The 17,018-nt window shown below is 65.4% G+C and carries 28 protein-coding genes; 11 read left to right on the top strand and 17 right to left on the bottom strand.

Features of this window, described 5'->3' with window-relative positions:
* A partial coding sequence (locus MKL01_RS19440) for a hypothetical protein (protein ID WP_243906843.1) occupies positions 1–1,025 on the bottom strand: 1,025 nt, incomplete at its 3' end.
* A 221-nt stretch (positions 1,026–1,246) separates the two neighbouring features.
* Positions 1,247–1,495, bottom strand: a complete 249-nt coding sequence (locus MKL01_RS19435) for a hypothetical protein (protein ID WP_243906842.1) — start codon at positions 1,493–1,495, stop codon at positions 1,247–1,249.
* A gap of 1,111 nt (positions 1,496–2,606) precedes the next feature.
* Here MKL01_RS19435 and MKL01_RS19430 point away from each other — a divergent pair.
* A complete protein-coding gene (locus MKL01_RS19430; protein ID WP_243906841.1) occupies positions 2,607–2,783 on the top strand; it encodes a hypothetical protein in 177 nt (58 codons plus the stop codon).
* Positions 2,784–2,806: 23 nt separating this feature from the next.
* Here the strand turns inward: MKL01_RS19430 and MKL01_RS19425 are convergent, their stop codons facing one another.
* Positions 2,807–3,037, bottom strand: coding sequence for a hypothetical protein (locus MKL01_RS19425; RefSeq protein WP_243906840.1), 231 nt, complete (start codon positions 3,035–3,037; stop codon positions 2,807–2,809).
* Positions 3,038–3,201: 164 nt separating this feature from the next.
* On the opposite strand from MKL01_RS19425, the gene MKL01_RS19420 reads away from it, so the two are divergent.
* From MKL01_RS19420 to MKL01_RS19410, 3 genes are all read left to right on the top strand, one after another.
* Positions 3,202–3,387 carry a hypothetical protein gene (locus MKL01_RS19420; RefSeq protein ID WP_243906839.1) on the top strand — a complete coding sequence of 62 codons (186 nt, stop codon included), beginning with the start codon at positions 3,202–3,204 and terminating at the stop codon, positions 3,385–3,387.
* A 51-nt stretch (positions 3,388–3,438) separates the two neighbouring features.
* Positions 3,439–3,633 (top strand): hypothetical protein, encoded by a 195-nt coding sequence (locus tag MKL01_RS19415; protein WP_243906838.1) that lies wholly within the window; start codon positions 3,439–3,441, stop codon positions 3,631–3,633.
* Positions 3,634–3,711: 78 nt separating this feature from the next.
* Positions 3,712–3,957, top strand: coding sequence for a pyocin activator PrtN family protein (locus MKL01_RS19410; protein ID WP_409566285.1), 246 nt, complete (start codon positions 3,712–3,714; stop codon positions 3,955–3,957).
* A gap of 34 nt (positions 3,958–3,991) precedes the next feature.
* On the opposite strand, the gene MKL01_RS19405 is transcribed toward MKL01_RS19410, so the two are convergent.
* Positions 3,992–4,444, bottom strand: a complete 453-nt coding sequence (locus tag MKL01_RS19405) for a BLUF domain-containing protein (protein WP_243906837.1) — start codon at positions 4,442–4,444, stop codon at positions 3,992–3,994.
* Between the two features lie 223 nt (positions 4,445–4,667).
* On the opposite strand from MKL01_RS19405, the gene MKL01_RS19400 reads away from it, so the two are divergent.
* Entirely contained in the window at positions 4,668–5,141 is a 474-nt protein-coding gene (locus tag MKL01_RS19400; protein ID WP_243906836.1) for a PAS domain-containing protein, read from the top strand.
* A 409-nt stretch (positions 5,142–5,550) separates the two neighbouring features.
* Here MKL01_RS19400 and MKL01_RS19395 read toward each other — a convergent pair whose 3' ends face one another.
* From MKL01_RS19395 to MKL01_RS19380, 4 genes are all read right to left on the bottom strand, one after another.
* Entirely contained in the window at positions 5,551–5,790 is a 240-nt protein-coding gene (locus MKL01_RS19395; protein ID WP_243906835.1) for a hypothetical protein, read from the bottom strand.
* Between the two features lie 81 nt (positions 5,791–5,871).
* Entirely contained in the window at positions 5,872–6,018 is a 147-nt protein-coding gene (locus MKL01_RS19390) for an NAD(P)H-dependent oxidoreductase (protein WP_243906834.1), read from the bottom strand.
* A 197-nt stretch (positions 6,019–6,215) separates the two neighbouring features.
* Complete coding sequence (locus MKL01_RS19385) at positions 6,216–6,461, bottom strand: hypothetical protein (protein ID WP_243906833.1); 246 nt, start codon at positions 6,459–6,461, stop codon at positions 6,216–6,218.
* A gap of 249 nt (positions 6,462–6,710) precedes the next feature.
* Complete coding sequence (locus MKL01_RS19380; RefSeq protein WP_243906832.1) at positions 6,711–6,887, bottom strand: hypothetical protein; 177 nt, start codon at positions 6,885–6,887, stop codon at positions 6,711–6,713.
* 122 nt (positions 6,888–7,009) lie between these two features.
* On the opposite strand from MKL01_RS19380, the gene MKL01_RS19375 reads away from it, so the two are divergent.
* Positions 7,010–8,293, top strand: coding sequence for a cation:proton antiporter (locus MKL01_RS19375; protein WP_243906831.1), 1,284 nt, complete (start codon positions 7,010–7,012; stop codon positions 8,291–8,293).
* Between the two features lie 230 nt (positions 8,294–8,523).
* Here MKL01_RS19375 and MKL01_RS19370 read toward each other — a convergent pair whose 3' ends face one another.
* From MKL01_RS19370 to MKL01_RS19360, 4 genes are all read right to left on the bottom strand, one after another.
* Positions 8,524–8,754 carry a hypothetical protein gene (locus MKL01_RS19370; RefSeq protein WP_243906830.1) on the bottom strand — a complete coding sequence of 77 codons (231 nt, stop codon included), beginning with the start codon at positions 8,752–8,754 and terminating at the stop codon, positions 8,524–8,526.
* A gap of 199 nt (positions 8,755–8,953) precedes the next feature.
* Positions 8,954–9,085, bottom strand: coding sequence for a hypothetical protein (locus tag MKL01_RS35775; RefSeq protein WP_279604737.1), 132 nt, complete (start codon positions 9,083–9,085; stop codon positions 8,954–8,956).
* A gap of 134 nt (positions 9,086–9,219) precedes the next feature.
* Positions 9,220–9,444, bottom strand: a complete 225-nt coding sequence (locus MKL01_RS19365) for a hypothetical protein (RefSeq protein ID WP_243906829.1) — start codon at positions 9,442–9,444, stop codon at positions 9,220–9,222.
* 144 nt (positions 9,445–9,588) lie between these two features.
* Positions 9,589–10,254: a DUF4142 domain-containing protein gene (locus tag MKL01_RS19360; protein WP_243906844.1), complete on the bottom strand. Its 666-nt coding sequence runs from the start codon at positions 10,252–10,254 to the stop codon at positions 9,589–9,591.
* 762 nt (positions 10,255–11,016) lie between these two features.
* Here MKL01_RS19360 and MKL01_RS19355 point away from each other — a divergent pair.
* Positions 11,017–11,313 carry a hypothetical protein gene (locus MKL01_RS19355; protein ID WP_243906828.1) on the top strand — a complete coding sequence of 99 codons (297 nt, stop codon included), beginning with the start codon at positions 11,017–11,019 and terminating at the stop codon, positions 11,311–11,313.
* 461 nt (positions 11,314–11,774) lie between these two features.
* Positions 11,775–12,674, top strand: a complete 900-nt coding sequence (locus tag MKL01_RS19350; protein WP_243906827.1) for an MBL fold metallo-hydrolase — start codon at positions 11,775–11,777, stop codon at positions 12,672–12,674.
* Positions 12,675–12,978: 304 nt separating this feature from the next.
* Here the strand turns inward: MKL01_RS19350 and MKL01_RS19345 are convergent, their stop codons facing one another.
* Positions 12,979–13,263 (bottom strand): cupin domain-containing protein, encoded by a 285-nt coding sequence (locus tag MKL01_RS19345; protein ID WP_243906826.1) that lies wholly within the window; start codon positions 13,261–13,263, stop codon positions 12,979–12,981.
* A gap of 516 nt (positions 13,264–13,779) precedes the next feature.
* Here MKL01_RS19345 and MKL01_RS19340 point away from each other — a divergent pair.
* The 3 genes from MKL01_RS19340 (at position 13,780) to MKL01_RS19330 (ending at position 15,104) form a co-directional block, all read left to right on the top strand.
* Positions 13,780–14,016, top strand: coding sequence for a hypothetical protein (locus tag MKL01_RS19340; RefSeq protein ID WP_243906825.1), 237 nt, complete (start codon positions 13,780–13,782; stop codon positions 14,014–14,016).
* Between the two features lie 362 nt (positions 14,017–14,378).
* Positions 14,379–14,597 (top strand): hypothetical protein, encoded by a 219-nt coding sequence (locus tag MKL01_RS19335; RefSeq protein WP_243906824.1) that lies wholly within the window; start codon positions 14,379–14,381, stop codon positions 14,595–14,597.
* 9 nt (positions 14,598–14,606) lie between these two features.
* Complete coding sequence (locus MKL01_RS19330; protein WP_243906823.1) at positions 14,607–15,104, top strand: CinA family protein; 498 nt, start codon at positions 14,607–14,609, stop codon at positions 15,102–15,104.
* 229 nt (positions 15,105–15,333) lie between these two features.
* Here the strand turns inward: MKL01_RS19330 and MKL01_RS19325 are convergent, their stop codons facing one another.
* The 4 genes from MKL01_RS19325 to MKL01_RS19310 all read right to left on the bottom strand — a co-directional run bounded on the left by MKL01_RS19325 (position 15,334) and on the right by MKL01_RS19310 (position 16,824).
* A complete protein-coding gene (locus MKL01_RS19325; protein ID WP_243906822.1) occupies positions 15,334–15,522 on the bottom strand; it encodes a hypothetical protein in 189 nt (62 codons plus the stop codon).
* An 87-nt stretch (positions 15,523–15,609) separates the two neighbouring features.
* Entirely contained in the window at positions 15,610–15,849 is a 240-nt protein-coding gene (locus MKL01_RS19320; RefSeq protein ID WP_243906821.1) for a hypothetical protein, read from the bottom strand.
* Between the two features lie 72 nt (positions 15,850–15,921).
* On the bottom strand, positions 15,922–16,185 hold the full coding sequence (locus tag MKL01_RS19315; protein WP_243906820.1) for a hypothetical protein: 264 nt from the start codon (positions 16,183–16,185) through the stop codon (positions 15,922–15,924).
* A 354-nt stretch (positions 16,186–16,539) separates the two neighbouring features.
* On the bottom strand, positions 16,540–16,824 hold the full coding sequence (locus MKL01_RS19310; protein WP_243906819.1) for a hypothetical protein: 285 nt from the start codon (positions 16,822–16,824) through the stop codon (positions 16,540–16,542).
* Positions 16,825–17,018: the final 194 nt, after the last annotated feature.

Below are 17,018 nucleotides of genomic sequence, written 5' to 3'. Positions count from 1 at the left end.
GCGCCGGTATTCGCATGCGGGCAGCACGCAGCATCGGCAAACTGGCGCGCAGCGAGAACGTTCAGGCCATCATCGGCGAGCTGCGCAAGGCCGGGTACAACGACAACGCCGTGGCCCGTGGCGATCGCTCCAATAGCCACCGGCAAGCCAACCCGCAGCATGGCTGCCAAGAGGGACGTGTTGCCCGTCACCAGCGCCGCGCGGATCAGGCCGATCTGCGCGAGCACCGCCCCGACCTTGGTGGCGACCCAGAGCCCGAAGAACGCCTCCGCGACGGTCTTCCAGCCGCCGACCGCCTTGGCCGCGTCGTTGGCGCCGACGATGAAATCCCGGATGCCCTTCCCGACCTCGTCCCACGGCAAACCGCGCAGAGTCTTGGCGAACTCCTCCAGCTTGGCGACGATGTCGGACTGGATCCAATCCTTGTTGGCCCCGATCCACTTCTGGAACCGCTCGGTCAGGTCGACGATGACCGGCGTGACCCGGGTCATGATCGCCTGGCCGAAGCTCTCCGAGGTCTGCCGCAGGGTCTCGATGGAGGTCTGGAGCCGCTGCGCCGCCTCAGTATCTTCCTTCCGCACCAGGCCGACCTTGCCGGACTTGGCCAGAGCCTCCATCAGCTTGGCCCGGCCCTGGATGAGCAGCGCGGCCGTGTCCTGATCCACGCCAGCCTGGCGCAGCAGGTAGTTGGCCATGGGGCCGCCGGCCCGCTCTGCCGTCCCCTGAGCCGCATCCGCCAAGTCGCCGAACGTAGTGGTCAGGTCGGTGTTCAGCCGGATCTGCTTGCCGCTTAGGCCTTGCAGTTTAGCGAAGGCAGGAAGCGCCGAGCTGTTGCCCGTCGTCTTCAGATTCATGATGGAGTCGGACAGCTTCTGGAACGAAGCTGCCGCCGCGTCCGCCGAGCCGCCGTTGCGGACCACCGCGTTGGCCAGACCCGAGATTGCCTCCGGCGTGGAACCGATCCGCTGTGCGAGGCGGCCCAAGGCGCTGTCCGCCGAGGTAACATCGGAGACGAAGTCCTTCACCGCGCGGCCGGCCGTGAAGATCGCGAATAGCTTGAGGGCGTTCCGGGCGAGCCGGTCGATGGACTCGGCAGCCCCGTCCAAGCTTTTCTCGATGCCCTTGCCTTCCTTGACCGCTCTCCCGGGTCTTGGCGAAGGAGGTCATCGCCTGCTTCTCGCCCTTGATGAAGGCGGAAGCATCCAAGCCTAGACTGACATAAAGCGTCGATAACTGTCGGCATGGTCTAGTCTTTCACGATGCTGAGGCCGATGCGTTCCCGCCGCGCCTTGGCCATGCCGGGCTCAGCCAAGTTCCGGCACTTCTCCACGCTGCCGCCGGCTCTGGCGAAGGCAGCGAGCGTGCACATCGCGAAGTACAATTCCGGATCCGGATCCGGGTCTTCCGACACCTTCCAATGCCGCTGTGCTGTCCGCTGCGCCTCGATGGCGGCCCGAACGGCCGGGTCGGCTAGCAGATGGTCGATCTCGCCCATGTCCGTCCTCACGCCGCAATCTTCGAGGCTGAAACCGAGCGCCCGGGCGGCTGTCGAGGAAATCAGGCACCTCTCTTGCAGACGATTGCTCGCGCCTTCACAGGCGCGCCTCTGCTCAAGATGGTTTGCGATGGTGATGTCAGCCCGCATGCGGACTGTAAGCGACTGGACGGATGAGGGATACCGCGGCCTGCGCATTCCGAGATGCACGTCGTGTCGAACCATGACGTGGCGGACCTGGGATCAGCTTCAGGCCCAGGGAGCGGAAGAGGTTTTGGTCGTCGCGCAGCGTTTTCACTGCGGGAAGTGCGACCAGGTTCCGGCGGGGCTCCCGATCGTGGTTGGCACCGGCCGGTAGGACTACCTGCCCCGGGGCGCCGGCTCCTCCTGCGGGTCGTAGGTCTGGCCGTGCTGCGCGGGCATGGGCTCAAGACAGCGCGCGGTGGGGCGGTGGGGCGGTGGTGGAGCGGACTTCGTCTCCGCGCAATGCACTAAATCGCGCCATTCCTGGGCAACCGCACGATCCTGCTTGTTGCCGAGGTTGGATCCGGCTATGAACCGCGTCCCCAGACAAGAAAAAGGCCGCCTTCAAGGAGCGGCCCGAAGTCTAGGGAGGAAACGCCCAAGATGGGCTGCGGGACGGCGACGCCATCGCTGTCCCGCAGTGCCTACCGTAGCCATTGCACTGCAGCACGCAACTGCGCAGGGCTGTAATTGCCGCACAATCTGGATGATCAGAGCCGTCCATGTGCGCTTCCGCACCATGGCTCGGCGAACCCTGGCCGTTTTGCGGGGGCTTCCGCTCGTCACGATCCGCAGCACCCCGCGGGAGCCGATTTTGGCTCCGCGTCATGCCAATGGTCGTGAGGTGTAGCGGTTCTTAACGATCTACGCGCAAATCTACTCAAGCTCTCGTTCTCGTTACCGTGCGCGAGAGGTGGGCGATCACTGCGTAGGTGTACCGCTGTGCATATCCTCAATCCGCTCACTGGCCAAAGCATCGAGCTGCCCAGGCCGAAGCCGAAGCCGACAGCGGAGTGAATTTACCAGCTCCATGCCTTCCGCCTCAGACTACCAGCTCCGGATCGCGCGACACCGCCTCCAAGGCGGAGTGGACGTCGAGATCGCGACCTTTGATGCTGCCACGATCGAGACTGCCGTCGCTCAAGCCATAGAGCTGACGGGGCAGTTTCTCGGAGATCAGCCGGGCGTAGCGACGCTGACGAGCACGGTGTGGGGTCTCGTCTGGTCGCACCGCCACAACATGCCCGAACCGCCCCAGCCCTAGGTGCTCCCTCGGCTGGCCGTCCGTCAGGCCGTCCGCGGGGTGGCCTGTCTCAGCCGCACCGCTTCGGCACGCCATGCGTCCCGGTTGGCGCGCAGCTCCGCAAGTTCGGATTGGAGCGCTCCGATCCGCGCGTGCAGGTGCCCGGCGTCGATCGCGGTTTCGACGAGCATCTCCTGCGCCTGGGCGAGTTGCTGGCGAAGCTCGGTGTTCTCGCTCGCGAGCGTAAGGAGTAGCGCGGCGTCATCCTCGTCCATTGCGTAGTCAGGTCACCTCGGCTCGGGGGCGACTGTATCCAGTATTATGGCCAAGCTTCTATAGCGGGGATCACACACAGCTGCGCGTTCGCTGCCGCGGGTGCGGTGCGCAGGACGCCGCGGTCCCGTTGTCGCGGCCGGCTCCCACGGCTACAGCCCGCCCGATGTCTGACAAGCTCGACGCCCTCCTCGAACGCCTGGCTATGGCCGAGTACGATGGGTCGCCTTCCGGCAGCGCGTTGCGGCAGGTCGCCGAACTGGAGAACGTTATCGCGGCGGTTGAGGCTGTGGCGGACGAAGAGGCCGCGCAAGATGGTCAATCCAAGAGCCAAGCGCCGGGCATGGGGTGATGCGATCCCGGCTTCGCTTGGTCCCGACGCGGAAGCGTGCGATGGCAGGGCATGCAAAGCGACTATGACCACGGCGAGAGCCTCGAATGCCTCGCCTGCGGCGCCGTCTACGCAGCTACGGGAGAACGCGGGTACGTTCTGACCGAGGACGATGCTCGCTGCACCGCCTGCACCAACGTGATGACGCACTGGCCGCAGCAGGTCGGGTTCGAGATGATCGAGACCGCTTCCGAGGCTCGGAGATAGGCGTTCTGCGACTTATCCCTTGATCGACGATCTTGTGAACACGCCTTCGTCCTCAGGGCGCGATACGGGCCGCGCGCGGTGATCCCGGTAGATCTGGTCTGCCGGGACTCTTTCGGCCACCGCACGCCCGAGACGCTGATCCGCAAGGTGTCGCTCGGCGACATCGCCCTGCCCCTCGTGCGGATCGAGGCCAGCGCGAAATGCGCGGAGGGGTCGGCCTCATGGACCTTGCCGCCTCCCTCGACCGGCAGACGGAGGCCGCTCGCAAGGAGTGCCTTCAGGTCTGCGGGTAGGTTGGAACGACAGCGGCGCAGCAACCCGTGAGGTCACTGCGCCGCCGGAGCGGGCCGCCGGCGCTTCAACTCGCCAGGCGCTGATCCTGACGTCGGCTGACCTCGAAGGCTTGCAGATCGAGGGCGAGCTGGACGATCTGATCCGACTTGAGGCGCGCAGGCTCCAGCGGACCGCCAAAGCCGTGCTGCAGATAGACTTCCTGAACCTCCGGCGTGCGCATCGCGCCACCCATGGTCCAGTTCGGGAACAGGCGGGCCGGTACGTCGCGCACGTTGATGATGGCCGCGCCGGAATGGCGGCTGTCGCGGGCGATGCGGTTGTAGGTCTCCGTCACCATGGCGCGCTCGCCCTCAAGGATCTGCACGAACCACGTCTTGTCGAAGATCAGGAAGCCGGTGACGCCATCGCGGCTGTTGTTGCGCTGAGACGCGGAGAGGATCTCGCGCATGTTGGTCAGCATGGCACGACCGTCGCCCTGTACGGTATTGCGGCTGTAATAGACAAGCTGATGGATCATCGATCTCTGCCCTGCGGCCCCGCGGGAGCCATGTACAAGCGTCGACCCGTCCGCCCTCATTTCAAGGCGCGGCCGTGTCCGTGCGTCGCAAGCGAAGGGTGCCTCCGATCCCTTAAGGACTTCTGATTAAAGCCTGCTCCGCCTGTTGACGAACGATTGGCTTCGTGAGGACTACCTTAACAGATCCTGATTTAGGACCCGGGTCAGGTGGAGGTCTGCTTCCGTGACCGTCGTGGAACTCGTTCGGCTGTTTGCAGAGCCGCTTGATACAGCCGTCGTGCTCACCGATGTCGACCTGGAGCGACCGGGTCCAACGGTGCTGTACGTCAACCCGGCCTTCACCGGCATGAGCGGGTACGCCGGATCGGCCGTGGTCGGGAAGTCGCCGCGTCTGTTGCAGGGCGCCGGTACGAGACGGGAACTCACCAGGCTTGTGACGCGCAGGCTCCGGGCCGAGGGCCGGTTTCACGGTGTGCTCGAGAATTACCGCAGCTCGGGCGCGGTCTACCTGTGCGAATTGGACGTGCGTGCCCTGAACGGCACGGACGGGCGGCCGCTCGCGTTCATCGCCTTCGAACGAGAGGTCGTGCGCCGTAAGGGAAGGCCGTCCGGGGACGGTGCCGGCCGCTACACACCTGTCGTCCGAGATCCGACCGTGATGGCTCCCTTAAGCTTGAAGCCAAGCATATTCGGTTGAGACGTCCAGCTCGGATCCGAGACAGTGCCGCACGGGTCTATGCCGGGCATTGCCTGGCCGCCCAGCGTGCTCACGATGGCGAGCGGCGGGGCGGGTGTCGACCCGAACCTTCCGCATGTTCGGCACGTTGGCTGAGATGGACACTCCACTCTCATCCGCGCCGGACCCTGCCCGTCTCGCCCTCACGGAGTCCGCCCTCGCGGCAGCCGATGGCCTCTGGCGCGCCGAGATGCGCCGGACGTATGGGCCCGACGGTGTGCTAACCTATGCCTTCTCGCCGGAAGGTCAGGGCGGTCTCGGGACCTCGCTTCGGCGGACCTACGAGGCTCGCCGCGTGGCCGTGGCTCTGTGGCGCCATGAGCGGCATCGGGCACCGCGGTTGACCTGACCCGTCGGCTGGCTCGCAGGCCTAGCTGTCAATGTTGCGGCAGGGCATCTCACCGGCGGCGATCAGCGCGTCGGCGATCGACACCATTCGCCGGCCCTGATGCCGCGCCGCTTCGAGATCTTCCAGCCCTGGCGGGTGGTTCTCCGCCCTGACGATCGCGGACGCACCATAGGGCGAACCGGCCTTCAGCATCGCCTCGTCGGTGTAGCCGGTCGGCAGCATGACCATGCCCAGATGGGCCATCGGGGCGTACAGCGACAACGTGACGACCTCGGAGCCGCCATGCGGCCAGGAGGCCGCCGCGAAAGAGCCGCCGACCTTCCCGGCCAGAGCACCGCGTTTCTACTGCGGACCGAGCAGGTCGAGATAGTTCTTCAGCTCGGTCGCCATGGCGCCGAAATAGCAGGGCGTGCCGAACAGGATCGCGTCTGCCCATTCGGCATCCTCGTGCGTGGGAGCCTCGTAGGGGGGCATTCTGCCGGGCGGCACTGTCGTGCCATCCATCAACCTTGGCCATGGTTATCGCGTCGACGACTTCTCGCGGCCTGCGCAGGCGAATCTGGGCCCCAGCCTCCCGCGCGGCATCGGCCGCAGCGGTCGCGAGCGCTTCGACACTACCGATGCGCGAGTATAAAGACGATCAGCAGGCGCGTCGGATCGGATTTACGGTTGACCACGGCATCCCCCTACGGATTGGCGCTCTGGCCCGACGGCTGCAGATTGGGCGCGGCGGCGCTCGACCGCGTTGGGCTTCCGGAGAGCGATGACGTATCCGCCGTGTGGCCGATCGTTCGATGCGAGTTCGCCACCTGGCCCGCCATCAGCAGGGTCAGCGCCGCCAGCATCAGTCCGGTGCCGCCGATCACCCCGTAAAACATCGGCAGACCGGGGCCCCCGTGTTGACCGTTCTGACTGGAATGCCGTTCCGCCACCTGAAGACCTCGCTGATCCACACTGGTGGACCCGAGGATGCAACGGGCGCTCTATCCGATAGGTCCGCCTCTGCGGCGCCATGACGGTTCGCCCCATCTCCGCGCGGAGGGGTAGCCCCGCGACCGAGCAGACGCTGGGCTGATGGCGATCCCTTGCCGCTCGGGGCCGCGCCAGACGGATCAGCCAGATCGGTCCTGGGCTGAACCTGACCACACTCAACATCATCGAGGCCCCCGCCAGGGTTGACGCTACAGATCCGGCCGGCGTCGCAACCGCAGCGCCAGGATCAGCGCACCTGGCCAGAACACGACGCTGAGCAGGGCGACCGGCACGATGGGGCGGCCCTTCCACCAAACGATCATGACCGGCAGGAACAGGCACGGGATCGCGACGGCGAGGAATGCCCATACGTCCAGGTCGGTCATGCATGCCTCCGGTCGTGGACGCCGGCCCCCGAATGGCCTCCTCGTATGCCCTGAGACAACTTCGCAGCACCATCACGGTGCCGAATCCGGAACAGGCCTGTCCAGGGCCGGTTCGCCCTTGAATGGAAACCTACGTCATCGTGCTCGCCGGGTTCGGCGCTTTGGTCCTGCTGACAGCATGGCTGCCAATGGTCCTGAGAGCGCTTCCGCTGTCCTTGCCCATCTGCTGTGTCGGTGCCGGCGCGGCCCTGTCCCTGCTGCCCGCGGTGAGTGGCCTACCCCTGAAGCCATCCGAGCATCTCGGGCTGATCGAGCACGCCACCGAGGGGGTGGTCATCATCTCGTTGATGGGCGCGGGCTTGAAGATCGATCGCTTGATCGGGTGGCGCCGCTGGGCTGTGACTTGGCGCATGCTCGGCATTGCCATGCCGCTGACCATCCTGGCCCTTGCCGTGCTGGCCTGGGCGCTGCTCGGCGTCGGCACGGCAACCGCCCTGCTGCTCGGGGCCTCCCTCGCCCCGACCGACCCGGTTCTCGCCTCCGACGTTCAGGTGGGGCACCCGACCGAGGGGGGAGAGGACGAGATGCGCTTTGCCCTGACCTCGGAGGCCGGCCTCAACGACGGTCTCGCTTTTCCCTTCGTCAACCTCGCGATCGCGTTCGCCGGTTCCGGCACCCTCGTCGACCTGTCGTGGGCCCACTGGCTGGGTGTCGACGTCATCTGGAAGATCGTCGTAGGTGCCGCTCTCGGAGGCCTCATCGGCCGGAGCCTGGGTTGGCTCACCTTTCACCTTCCGAACGCCTCGAAGCTTTCCCGCACCGGCGACGGGTTCGTAGCCCTCGGCGCGACCTGCCTGACCTACGGGATCGTGCAGATCGTCGACGGCTACGGCTTCGTTGGAGTGTTTGCCGCCGCTCTAGCGCTGCGTGCCTCACACCACAGTCACGAGTACCACCGGAAGATGCACACTTATGCCGAGGAACTCGAACGCTTGCTGATGATGATCCTGCTGGTCGGCTTTGGAGCCGCGCTGGTCGCTGGCGGCCTGCTCACTGGCCTGACCCTTCCAGCTTCCGCCTTCGTCGTCCTGGCGCTCGTCGTCGTTCGTCCGGCCAGTGGCTGGATCGGGCTGCTCGGCTCCGGTCTGCCGCACGACGAGAAGGCGGTGATCGCCTTCTTCGGCATCCGTGGGCTTGGCACGGTGTACTATCTGGCCTTCGCCTTGAACCACGCTCCCTTCGACGCGCCAGATTTGCTCTGGGCTACGGTGGCGCTGACTGTGCTGATATCCATCATCCTGCACGGCGTGACGGTGACGCCGGTTCTGCGTTTCCTCGACCACCGCAGCGGGCGCGATACGCAGATCGGCCAATTGGAAATTCCCCTGCAACAGGAAGCAACCTGAGCCACGAATACGGGCTTACCGCTCCGCTCTATCCACGCCGGGTGGCACAGTGCGCCTCGCCAATCCGGCCCGAGCTTCGGCGCTGGCGATGGCCCACGCTGTTCCGGCGCAAGGCGCTGGGCGACCTATTCGGCGGTCCTTACGTGTGATCGCATCAGCACTGACGGTACCCGATGAAGCCACGGGCCAGCAGCCCCTGCCCGCCCGACCCCGAGCCGGCGGAGCAGCCCTCAGGCGGCTTTGTCGTAGGGCTCAGCCTCGCAGGCACGCAGGCGTGCCAGCATGGTCCGGAGCGCTTCCTCACGGCCTTCGTGCTCGACGGCGAGGGCCAGTGCTGACAGCGCCGCAGAGGCCGCCGTCAGAGCATCGTAGGTCTCGCGATCCAATCCGCCGCCCTGCGTGGCTCGCTCAGCAACCCGCTGAACCAGGAGCCTGACCTCGGCCTCGATGTTCTTGCTCATCAGGATCTCCCGACATTTGCGTGCCTGCCCTGGGCGCTCGTACAGAGACGCGCGCTATCCTGTGTTTGGCTGCTGTCGGTTTCGCCGAGCAAAGGACGTGCCCACGTCAGCAGGGCACGGCTCGAGGAGCGCTCGTTGTTCTCGAGAGTGGGGTTTGGGCTGCTGCAAAAGCCGTTGCCCTGGGATCGCGTGGCTTCGCTTAGCCGCCGCCGATCCCGGTCGTAACCTTGCCGGTGCCGTTGCATTCCGGGCAGGCGTCGCCGTCAGCCTTGCCCTTGCCCTTGCCCTTGCCACTGCAGGCCGGGCACAGGTTTTCGCCGGTCGCTGGCATACCTGGCGGTGCCTCGTCCCCGGGTTTTACGGGGTCTGTGACGCCCGTCGGTTCCTCCCTTTGCGGAGAAAACCGGGGATCCACCCGCCGTTCCTGCCCCCCGCTCACAGGTGCGGACTGGCTGCACGCACCTATCACCCGGCCCCGTGGCCGCCCTTGGCGTTATCAGGTCTGGGCACGTCCGGCCGGTTGTCGTAGCCGCCACTCTCCGGCCCCTCCCCGACATCGGGCTCTGGGCTGCCCGGGGCGTGCGGGCCGCTGCCGCCGACCGCCGGATCGGGCTTTTTCACCTCACCGCTGAGGCGGCCCGGCGGCACCGTCCCGAAGGCTTCGCGCGCTGCGCCTACGTCCTGGCCCATGGCGGCCTCCCTATCCGATGTAGAAGCCAAGGCGCGGAGGTATGGCGCGTTCCACGACCGTCCGCTTGGCGCCTTCAGAGCCTCGGATCGGTTGTGCGATCCGGGGCTGCGTCAGGTAGCGGGACCCGGCTTTGATCCCGGAGATCAGCCCTGCTGGTTGCCCATCCTGCCCTGCATCTGCGACAGCTGCGCGATGTGCAGGTTAATCAGCGGCAGCGCACCGCGTGCGATGCGGCGCAAACCCGGGTCCTCGCCGGACTGGGCGTAGGAGCCGTGGATGGCGAGCGCCTCTCGGTGGCCCTGCAGGGAGTCAGCCACGAAGGTGGCGTCGTACTGCGGGCCCGGCGGCATTGCGGTGAGCTGGGACAGGATCTGCGCCTTCTGCGCCTCCGTCGTCATACCGCTGGGCGGCGGTGCGATCCCGAGCGCGCCGCCCGCAACGCCCGCAGCCGTGCCAACCGCGGCTCCTGCGACGGCGACTGGCGCAGCTACGAGGCCGCCGATCAGGCCACCGGGTCCAGCCGGCGCTGCCGCCATCAAGGCGCCACCGGTGTAGGCGCTAAGCTTGCGGGAGAGATTGACCTGCTCGATCACCTCGGCCCGGGAAAACTTCTTGACCGCTGAGTTTCCGGTCTTCTCGTGCGCATCGCGGGCGGTGTTCTCTAGGAACATGCCGCCGGTGGTCGCCATCTGAAGATAGACGCTCGACGGGATCGCGCCGGCCGGGGTGACCTGGGCGACGGCGGTCCGGGTGATGGCCAGGGCTGCGGTGGCGCCCAGCATGGTGGTGAGGACTTCGCGACGGTGCATCATGGAATGGCTCCGGCTCGTGAGGGAGGACACCGAGGCGCCAGAGGTCGCTTATGGTGCCATCCCGCGAACCGGATGGCCCAGCCCTAGTATCCCGGCGTTGAGCGGCTGGGACAAACCGCCACGCAACAGGTCGGCGCGCCGTTGGCGTGATCAGAGCTGCTTGACGCTCCGGGATGTGTCGCGGGTCCGGTAAAAATCCCAGAGCAGGAAGGCGGGGAACGGGAGCATGATGGCGAAGAAGATCCAGTCGAACATCTGGGGCATGGAGCGAGCCTCCTACGGTCTATAGGCGACCAACCCGCATCGTGCGCGTCAGATCCGATGTCTGACTCCACAGCCAGACATTGCCCATCGCGAGCACGTCACCGCGACAACGCCGCCGCCAACCTCGCGGCCTTCCTTCAGCGCTGCCACATCATCGACGACCGGCCGGAGCATCGGAGGCGGCGCTGGCGTACCCGTTTCCACCGGACGGCGTCGGGCGACCTATTCAGCGGCCCTGAGCGTGACGCGCCACGTCGGGAGCGCTCGTGGTTGAAAAAACGTTGCATTCGTCCTGCAGATGCCGCTCATGTCACAAATCGGACGCCAAGCACCAGTACATTTAGAGGCGGATGCTGACTTTGGTTAGGTCGTCAGTAGCGAGACGAGGCTACCTCTACCGCAATATAAGCTGACCTACTCAGGTTGTCTCCCGTGTCGATTTGCAATTTACGCCGCTCGCTTTCCCTCGGCGCCCCAGTCGCAGTTGTGGCAGCCGTGCTTGCGCTCGGACCAGCCCAGGCCAGCCTCTCCAGCGTCGTCCGCATCGTGCTGCAGAAAGGCCGGCACTACGACCCCACCGACCTGTTCCTGCGCCGAGGTGACACCATCACCCTGGTCAACGGCGACGACAGCGCCGTCCATCATGCCTTCATCGACGCGGACCGCTTCTCGTTCGATGGCGGGGATGAAGAACCAGGCAAGCAGGCCACCCTGATACTCACGGAGTCCGGCGACTTCGTGATCCAGTGTGGCATCCACCCGAAGATGAAGCTCACCGTCCACGTGCAGTAGACGACATCATATCGGCCGCCCACATCAAGGTGACAGCCGCCGCGTAGCGCACGACGTCGAGGGGGGCGCAGCCCGAGCGGGCTGATGCCGAGACCGCTCATCACGAGGTAGGCGGCCACGCCGAGGAACACGGGATAGTCGGCCATGGGTAAGAAGCCGTACTGCGCCGTGGCCAACCCGTACAGGAAGGCGATGCCGAGGCCGGCGAATGGCATGGTGCGGCGCCAGTGTCCAGGTTCCCCGTCGCACCGACCCTCCCGGCAACCGCCCGGCCGAGGCCTCACGGGCACGACCAGGGGGGCGCCCTGTCCTGCGGATCACCTCGTCTTCGAACGAGACGAAGTTCCCGGCAAATGCGGGAGGGGTGGGGGAGCGGTCGAGGCTACCCTGAGGGAACATGCTTCTGAGACCCAGGTTGGCGAAGGACGCGTATGGTGGGCTGAGTTGAGGTCGCGGCGCTCATGGTCCAGCAGATCCCAGTCGATCCAAGAGCCCGCGCCGACGATCCGGAGCGCGACGCATCGCGTGACGACGCGACCCACGAGATCGCCCCAGACCTCGCCTACCGGCGCCTGGCGATCGTAAACGTCGCCTTTTTAGGTCGCCCGATGGCCGGAGATCGCGGCTGGGTTCTCATCGATGCCGGCATTCCGGGAACGAAGAGCCTCATCAAGGACGCAGGTGAGGCCCGTTTCGGCTCGGGCGCTCGACCGTCCGCGATCGTGATGACACATGGCCACTTCGACCATGTCGGGGTGCTGGAGGATCTTGCGGAGGAGTGGGATGCACCGATCTACGCGCATTCCCTGGAGCGCCCGTACCTGGATGGGAGCGCTTCCTACCCGCCGGCTGACCCGAGCGTCGGAGGTGGGGCGATGGCGCGGCTTTCCCCCCTTTACCCGACGAGACCCGTCGACGTGTCGTCCCGTCTTTTAACGCTGCCGGCTGACGGTAGCATTCCGCCGATGGCCGGTTGGCGCTGGATCCACACGCCAGGCCACGCTCCGGGGCACGTCTCGTTCTGGCGCGAGGCTGACCGCACCCTGATCGTCGGCGACGCCTTCGTGACGACAGCGCAGGAATCGGCCTACGCCGTCGCGACGCAGGCACCGGAACTGCACGGCCCTCCGATGTATCTGACGATCGATTGGACGGCAGCGCGCGACTCGGTGCGGACGCTTGCCGCTCTGAAACCGGAGCGGGTCGTCACCGGCCACGGTAGGCCGCTGCAGGGTCCTGACATGCGCCGCGCGCTGGACGCCCTCGCTGAGGACTTTGATCGCGTCGCGGTGCCGGAGCACGGTCGCTACGTGAGGGACCCAGCTCGCCCTGAAGACGGATCTGCCTACCGGCACCCGTGAAAAAGCGGGCGCCTTCCCGTTCGCCATACCGATCGACCGTAGACCCTCACCGCATGGCTCAGCCCGCGCCACCACCCGCTCGGATTCGAGAACGTGCCGCTCGGTCGAGGTCGACCGCTGCCCGTCGGTTAACCTCTTCAAGGATGCCGTGCTTTGGATGGGACGCCTGGTGGCGGCGACCGGAAAACCCTGACGCCGCCAGCAGAACGGCGCGCAGAGGCGGACGGCGGCTTCGATCCAACTCTACCGCCGAACCTTCAGCCCGCCCGGTTCGCCACGGCGGGCTTCTTCGACAGGAGCACGCCTACGTCGGGGCTGGAACCGGTGACGCCAGAGGTTTCCCCTTCTGCACTGTGAACGTGACGAACAGCTTGGTTGCATCGGATCCGTTCTGCAGCATGTGCGGAGTTTCAGCCGCGGTCACCCACGAGGAGCCGGGCTTGAGCATCAGAGCGTCCTTGCCCTTGACGCGCAGCTCGCCGCCGCCTCCCACCGTGTATCCCGCCTCGGTGCCGGGATGTGTGTGCCAGTCGAGGGCGAAGTTCGGCTCAAGATCGACCACGACCTGCAGGGTCTCGTAACCCTCCATCGGACCATCAACCCGAGACGTGATCGTTCTTTTCATCCCACTCGGCGCTTGCGCCGACACGTCGTCAGCCACTAAGCCGATAGCCGCGCAGATCGCACATCCAGTGAACATCCGCCTGGTTAACATGCGCCCCCTCCCATAACACGTGCCGCTAAGCCATGAGATCTATTGAAGCCCGGTCATAGACGATAAAGTACACATCGCCGGGACATTTTTATTTGTGTGGACCTATATTTTTCCAATCGATCACAATTCGATTGGATTGAAGACTGTAATCGCAATCTCCGTGCTTAGCAACTTACTGGTCAATCGGAGCGCCGGGCAGCCCCTCCGCCAGCGGGCAGCTCTTCCGCAACATCGTGCAGAACCATGCGCGGCAGATGGCGCAGGCGGATCGGGGGGGCGCTCGCTAACCTCCGTGCGCTCTGATAGGTTTGCGCATCACTGATCGTGACCCTCGGGCATCGGTGGCTGAGAGAGACGTGTGCTCCCGCCTTAATTCGGCAGGAGGACCGCATGCCCCATTTTCACTTCAATGGCTCTGACAGCGTACAGTGCTGGCGCGTCGAGGCGGAGCTTTGTGGCAAGGGCCTGAAGCCGTGGCGTTGGGCGATTTACTCTTCAGATGCCTGGCTTCCGTCCCATCGCTCGGAGGCCATGTTCCGTACTTCGAAAGCCGCCAAGCGGATCGGTGGGTTGATAGCTATGCGGCTCGACCTGGGACCGAAGTCTGAGCGCGCCGGGCTTCACTGAAGCGACGCATGATGGACAGGCTTGGTTGCTGAGGCTCAAGGTCTGTCGGCTGAGCGAACAGAACGAGCATTGGTGTCATTTGCACGCGACGGAATCCTGATTCCTTATGCCGTAGCACCGACCGATGTTATTGGGGTTTGCCTTCGATCGCGCCCGGCGCTCATACTCTGGCGCGCCCGCGTTGCCTTGTGGGCCACGGCCGGTTCCATCTGCAGCACCGTAGGCCTTGATGCGCTGCTTCGCTCTCGTCGTCGCTGCCGGCAGGGTCCCCGTTGGCCTGAACGCAGACCCGGCCATTCGGTCGTGGATCACGGGTGCCTGACGATGCGTTCCTGCATGACAGGTCAGCAGGAACACAGCTCATGGAAGTCAGCGACATGAAGAACCCGCCGTTCTGCGTGTTCACCTTCCGCGACGGGCACGTCGTCGTGGAGGAGGATGCCGAGACGGAGGTCGCTGCCCGCATCCGCTTCGCTTCGGCGATCGACCTGTGCAAGACGCGTGACGACGCCCATGTCCATCGGGTCGAGCTGCGATCTGGTGGAGATGTGGTCGATATCTGGCCGACGTCCGAGCCTTAGGGGCGCCCGATGGACAGCTTGCTGCCTATGGCCGAGAGGATCGGTGCCATTCTGACTGAGCGAGGCGAGACCGTCGCCGTTTCAGAATCGTCCTCTGGCGGCCTCGTGTCGGCGGCCTTGCTGTCAGTGCCCGGCGCCAGCGCGTACTTCCTCGGCGGCGCCGTGGTCTACACGGCGACTGCCCGGTTGGCCCTCCTCGGCATCGGCGAAGCGAAGATGGCCGGCCTGCGGTCGGCCTCGGAGCCGTACGCGCTATTCCTCGCCCGGACTGTCCGTGAGCGCCACAGCGCGACCTGGGGCATCGCAGAGACCGGCGCAGCTGGTCCGAGCGGCAATCGCTACGGCGATGCCGCCGGCCATACCTGTGTCGCCTTGAGCGGACCGGTCGAGCGGGTGGTGACGATCGAGACTGGCAGCGCCGATCGCCTAGCGAACATGCGGGCGTTCGCTACTGGCCTGTTCGAATTGCTGGGCGGAGCGCTGGCTGCGGAGCCGTCGGCGGCCTGAGGTCCATCGGCTGGCGGACTGCCCCCCGGCTTGCGGGACGCGTCGGCTCGTCAGCCATATCGCGCGGTCAGGTCTTCGCCTCTTTGCGCAGCCGCATCCCGGGCCCCTCGCCGATCGCCTCGATGAAGATGACGCTGGCGGCTCGGACCTGCTCAGATGGCGTTGCCGATCGCGTTGGCGCGAGGGTAAGGGTTCGGCAACGAGGGACGACCGAAACGGAGGTCAGGTTTCAAACGGAGACACGACCAAGTCTTGGGTCAGCCCCGATCTGCATAGCTTCCTCGTCTGCGATCGCTCTATCAATCGCCTCGATCTCGGCCTGTATGTTCTGGATGCTCTCCTGCTGATCCACCAACCTGCGGCGATCCATCACCATTTCCACGCGCAGCTTTCGTAAGGCCTCGACGGGACTCAGCATCGATTGCTCCTCATAAGACGCGTCGGCCTAGCGCTTCGCCGTTTTGATCGAAGGAAGATGATGCGGTCGGCTTCAACGGCCGGCCGATCACGCCCCTTCGATCCACACGCTGGTGCCGAGCCAAGCCACAGCCGCCTCGAACGTCTCGAACTCGTGCGTCTCCTGGGTGAACGGCGCGGGCATCGGCGGCATGTCGCTCATAAGCTCCGCGCGCCAACCTCGAACAAACCCGTTCTTCCCTACCTCGCGCACCACGCCGCCGACGAGCGCTCCCTCGAGGAGCAGGTCATAGCTGCCGGCCGCGAGGCGTTGGAGAATGTAGGGCATCAGGGTCTCGGCAAGGATGGTGGGCCCGGCGGGATCGCCGGCTTTCGGCGCTTCCTCCACGAGGCGCGGGGTTCAGTGGATCGTCGATCTTAGCGGCACCACGAGCGCTGCCATGCCCTCTTCCTCCACGGCCTCGTTGAGGGCGTCGAAGGCGTCTTGTGGGGTCGGGAACGGCTCATCCCAAGCTGTTGAGCTGCCCTCATGGTCAACGACTTCCAACTGCCAAGGGTCGTGGGTGCCGGCAAGGCGGTAGATCTTCACGTCCACCGTCACACCATCGCGCGTGAAGCGGCCCGATAGCGGCGAGTGCTCAAGCTCGCGGTCCTCGTTCGCCAAGATCGTCTCCGTCAGTTCGCCCCATCAGATCTCCGAGAGCCCGGCCGGATCCTTATCCGGCGAGCAAGCTGCTGGATCTTGAGCGTCGCATCTCGCGCCGTGCGCAATGCCTTGAGGCGCACAGTCCGCGCGTCGAAATCCATTCGGCCAGCCTCTATTTCATCGCGAATGGTTTGAGAATTCGCCTCCGAGATCGCCTCTCGAGAGGACGGTGTCACGAGTTGCCCGCGAAGATTGTACGGAATATCGGACATTGCCCAAACCTCGCCATCACCTGAATTAGACAGATGGTGATCAGCGAATCGTTTTACGACCGCCGCAATTTTAAAGATTTTTCGGCCAAGCGACTGACGGCTAGCCCACGATCACCGAGCCGTCGATCTGATTGATCGACACGACGCGCGGACCACGAATGTCCGGATCCCTCTGTTCCCACACCGACAGTGCAGCATTGGCTGCCTCGATGAGGGCCCCCGGCGAGCCGCTGCCGATATGAGGGCGGATCGCCTCGACAAGGCGCGCCAGGATCGTCTGCTCCTCCAGCGGACGGGCTGGCATCGTAGCTTGGCGGCAGAACGCCGCGTAGACGTTCTCGGCGATGACACGGGCTGCTCGATCCGGGGCAGGCGTGTCGCTCATTTCAGATAGCTCTTAGCCTTCAGGTGCGCGCTGCTCGTCCGGCCGGTCGGCCCGTCAGGGAGCAACGACGTCCTCACGCAGACCTTGCTCATCGAAGATCCGACGCACAAGGCCTGATCGCTTCGCCTCCTTCAACCAAGTGTCAACATAGGCCGGTGCGGCCGCTCGCTCCTTCGGAACAGCGACGGCGCTCA

Origin of the sequence: Methylobacterium sp. J-070 (assembly GCF_022829385.1) — a bacterium.
Taxonomy (GTDB): Bacteria; Pseudomonadota; Alphaproteobacteria; order Rhizobiales; family Beijerinckiaceae; genus Methylobacterium.
The sequence above is the reverse complement of the archived record's forward strand: the minus strand, read 5'-3'. Positions and strand labels throughout refer to the sequence as shown.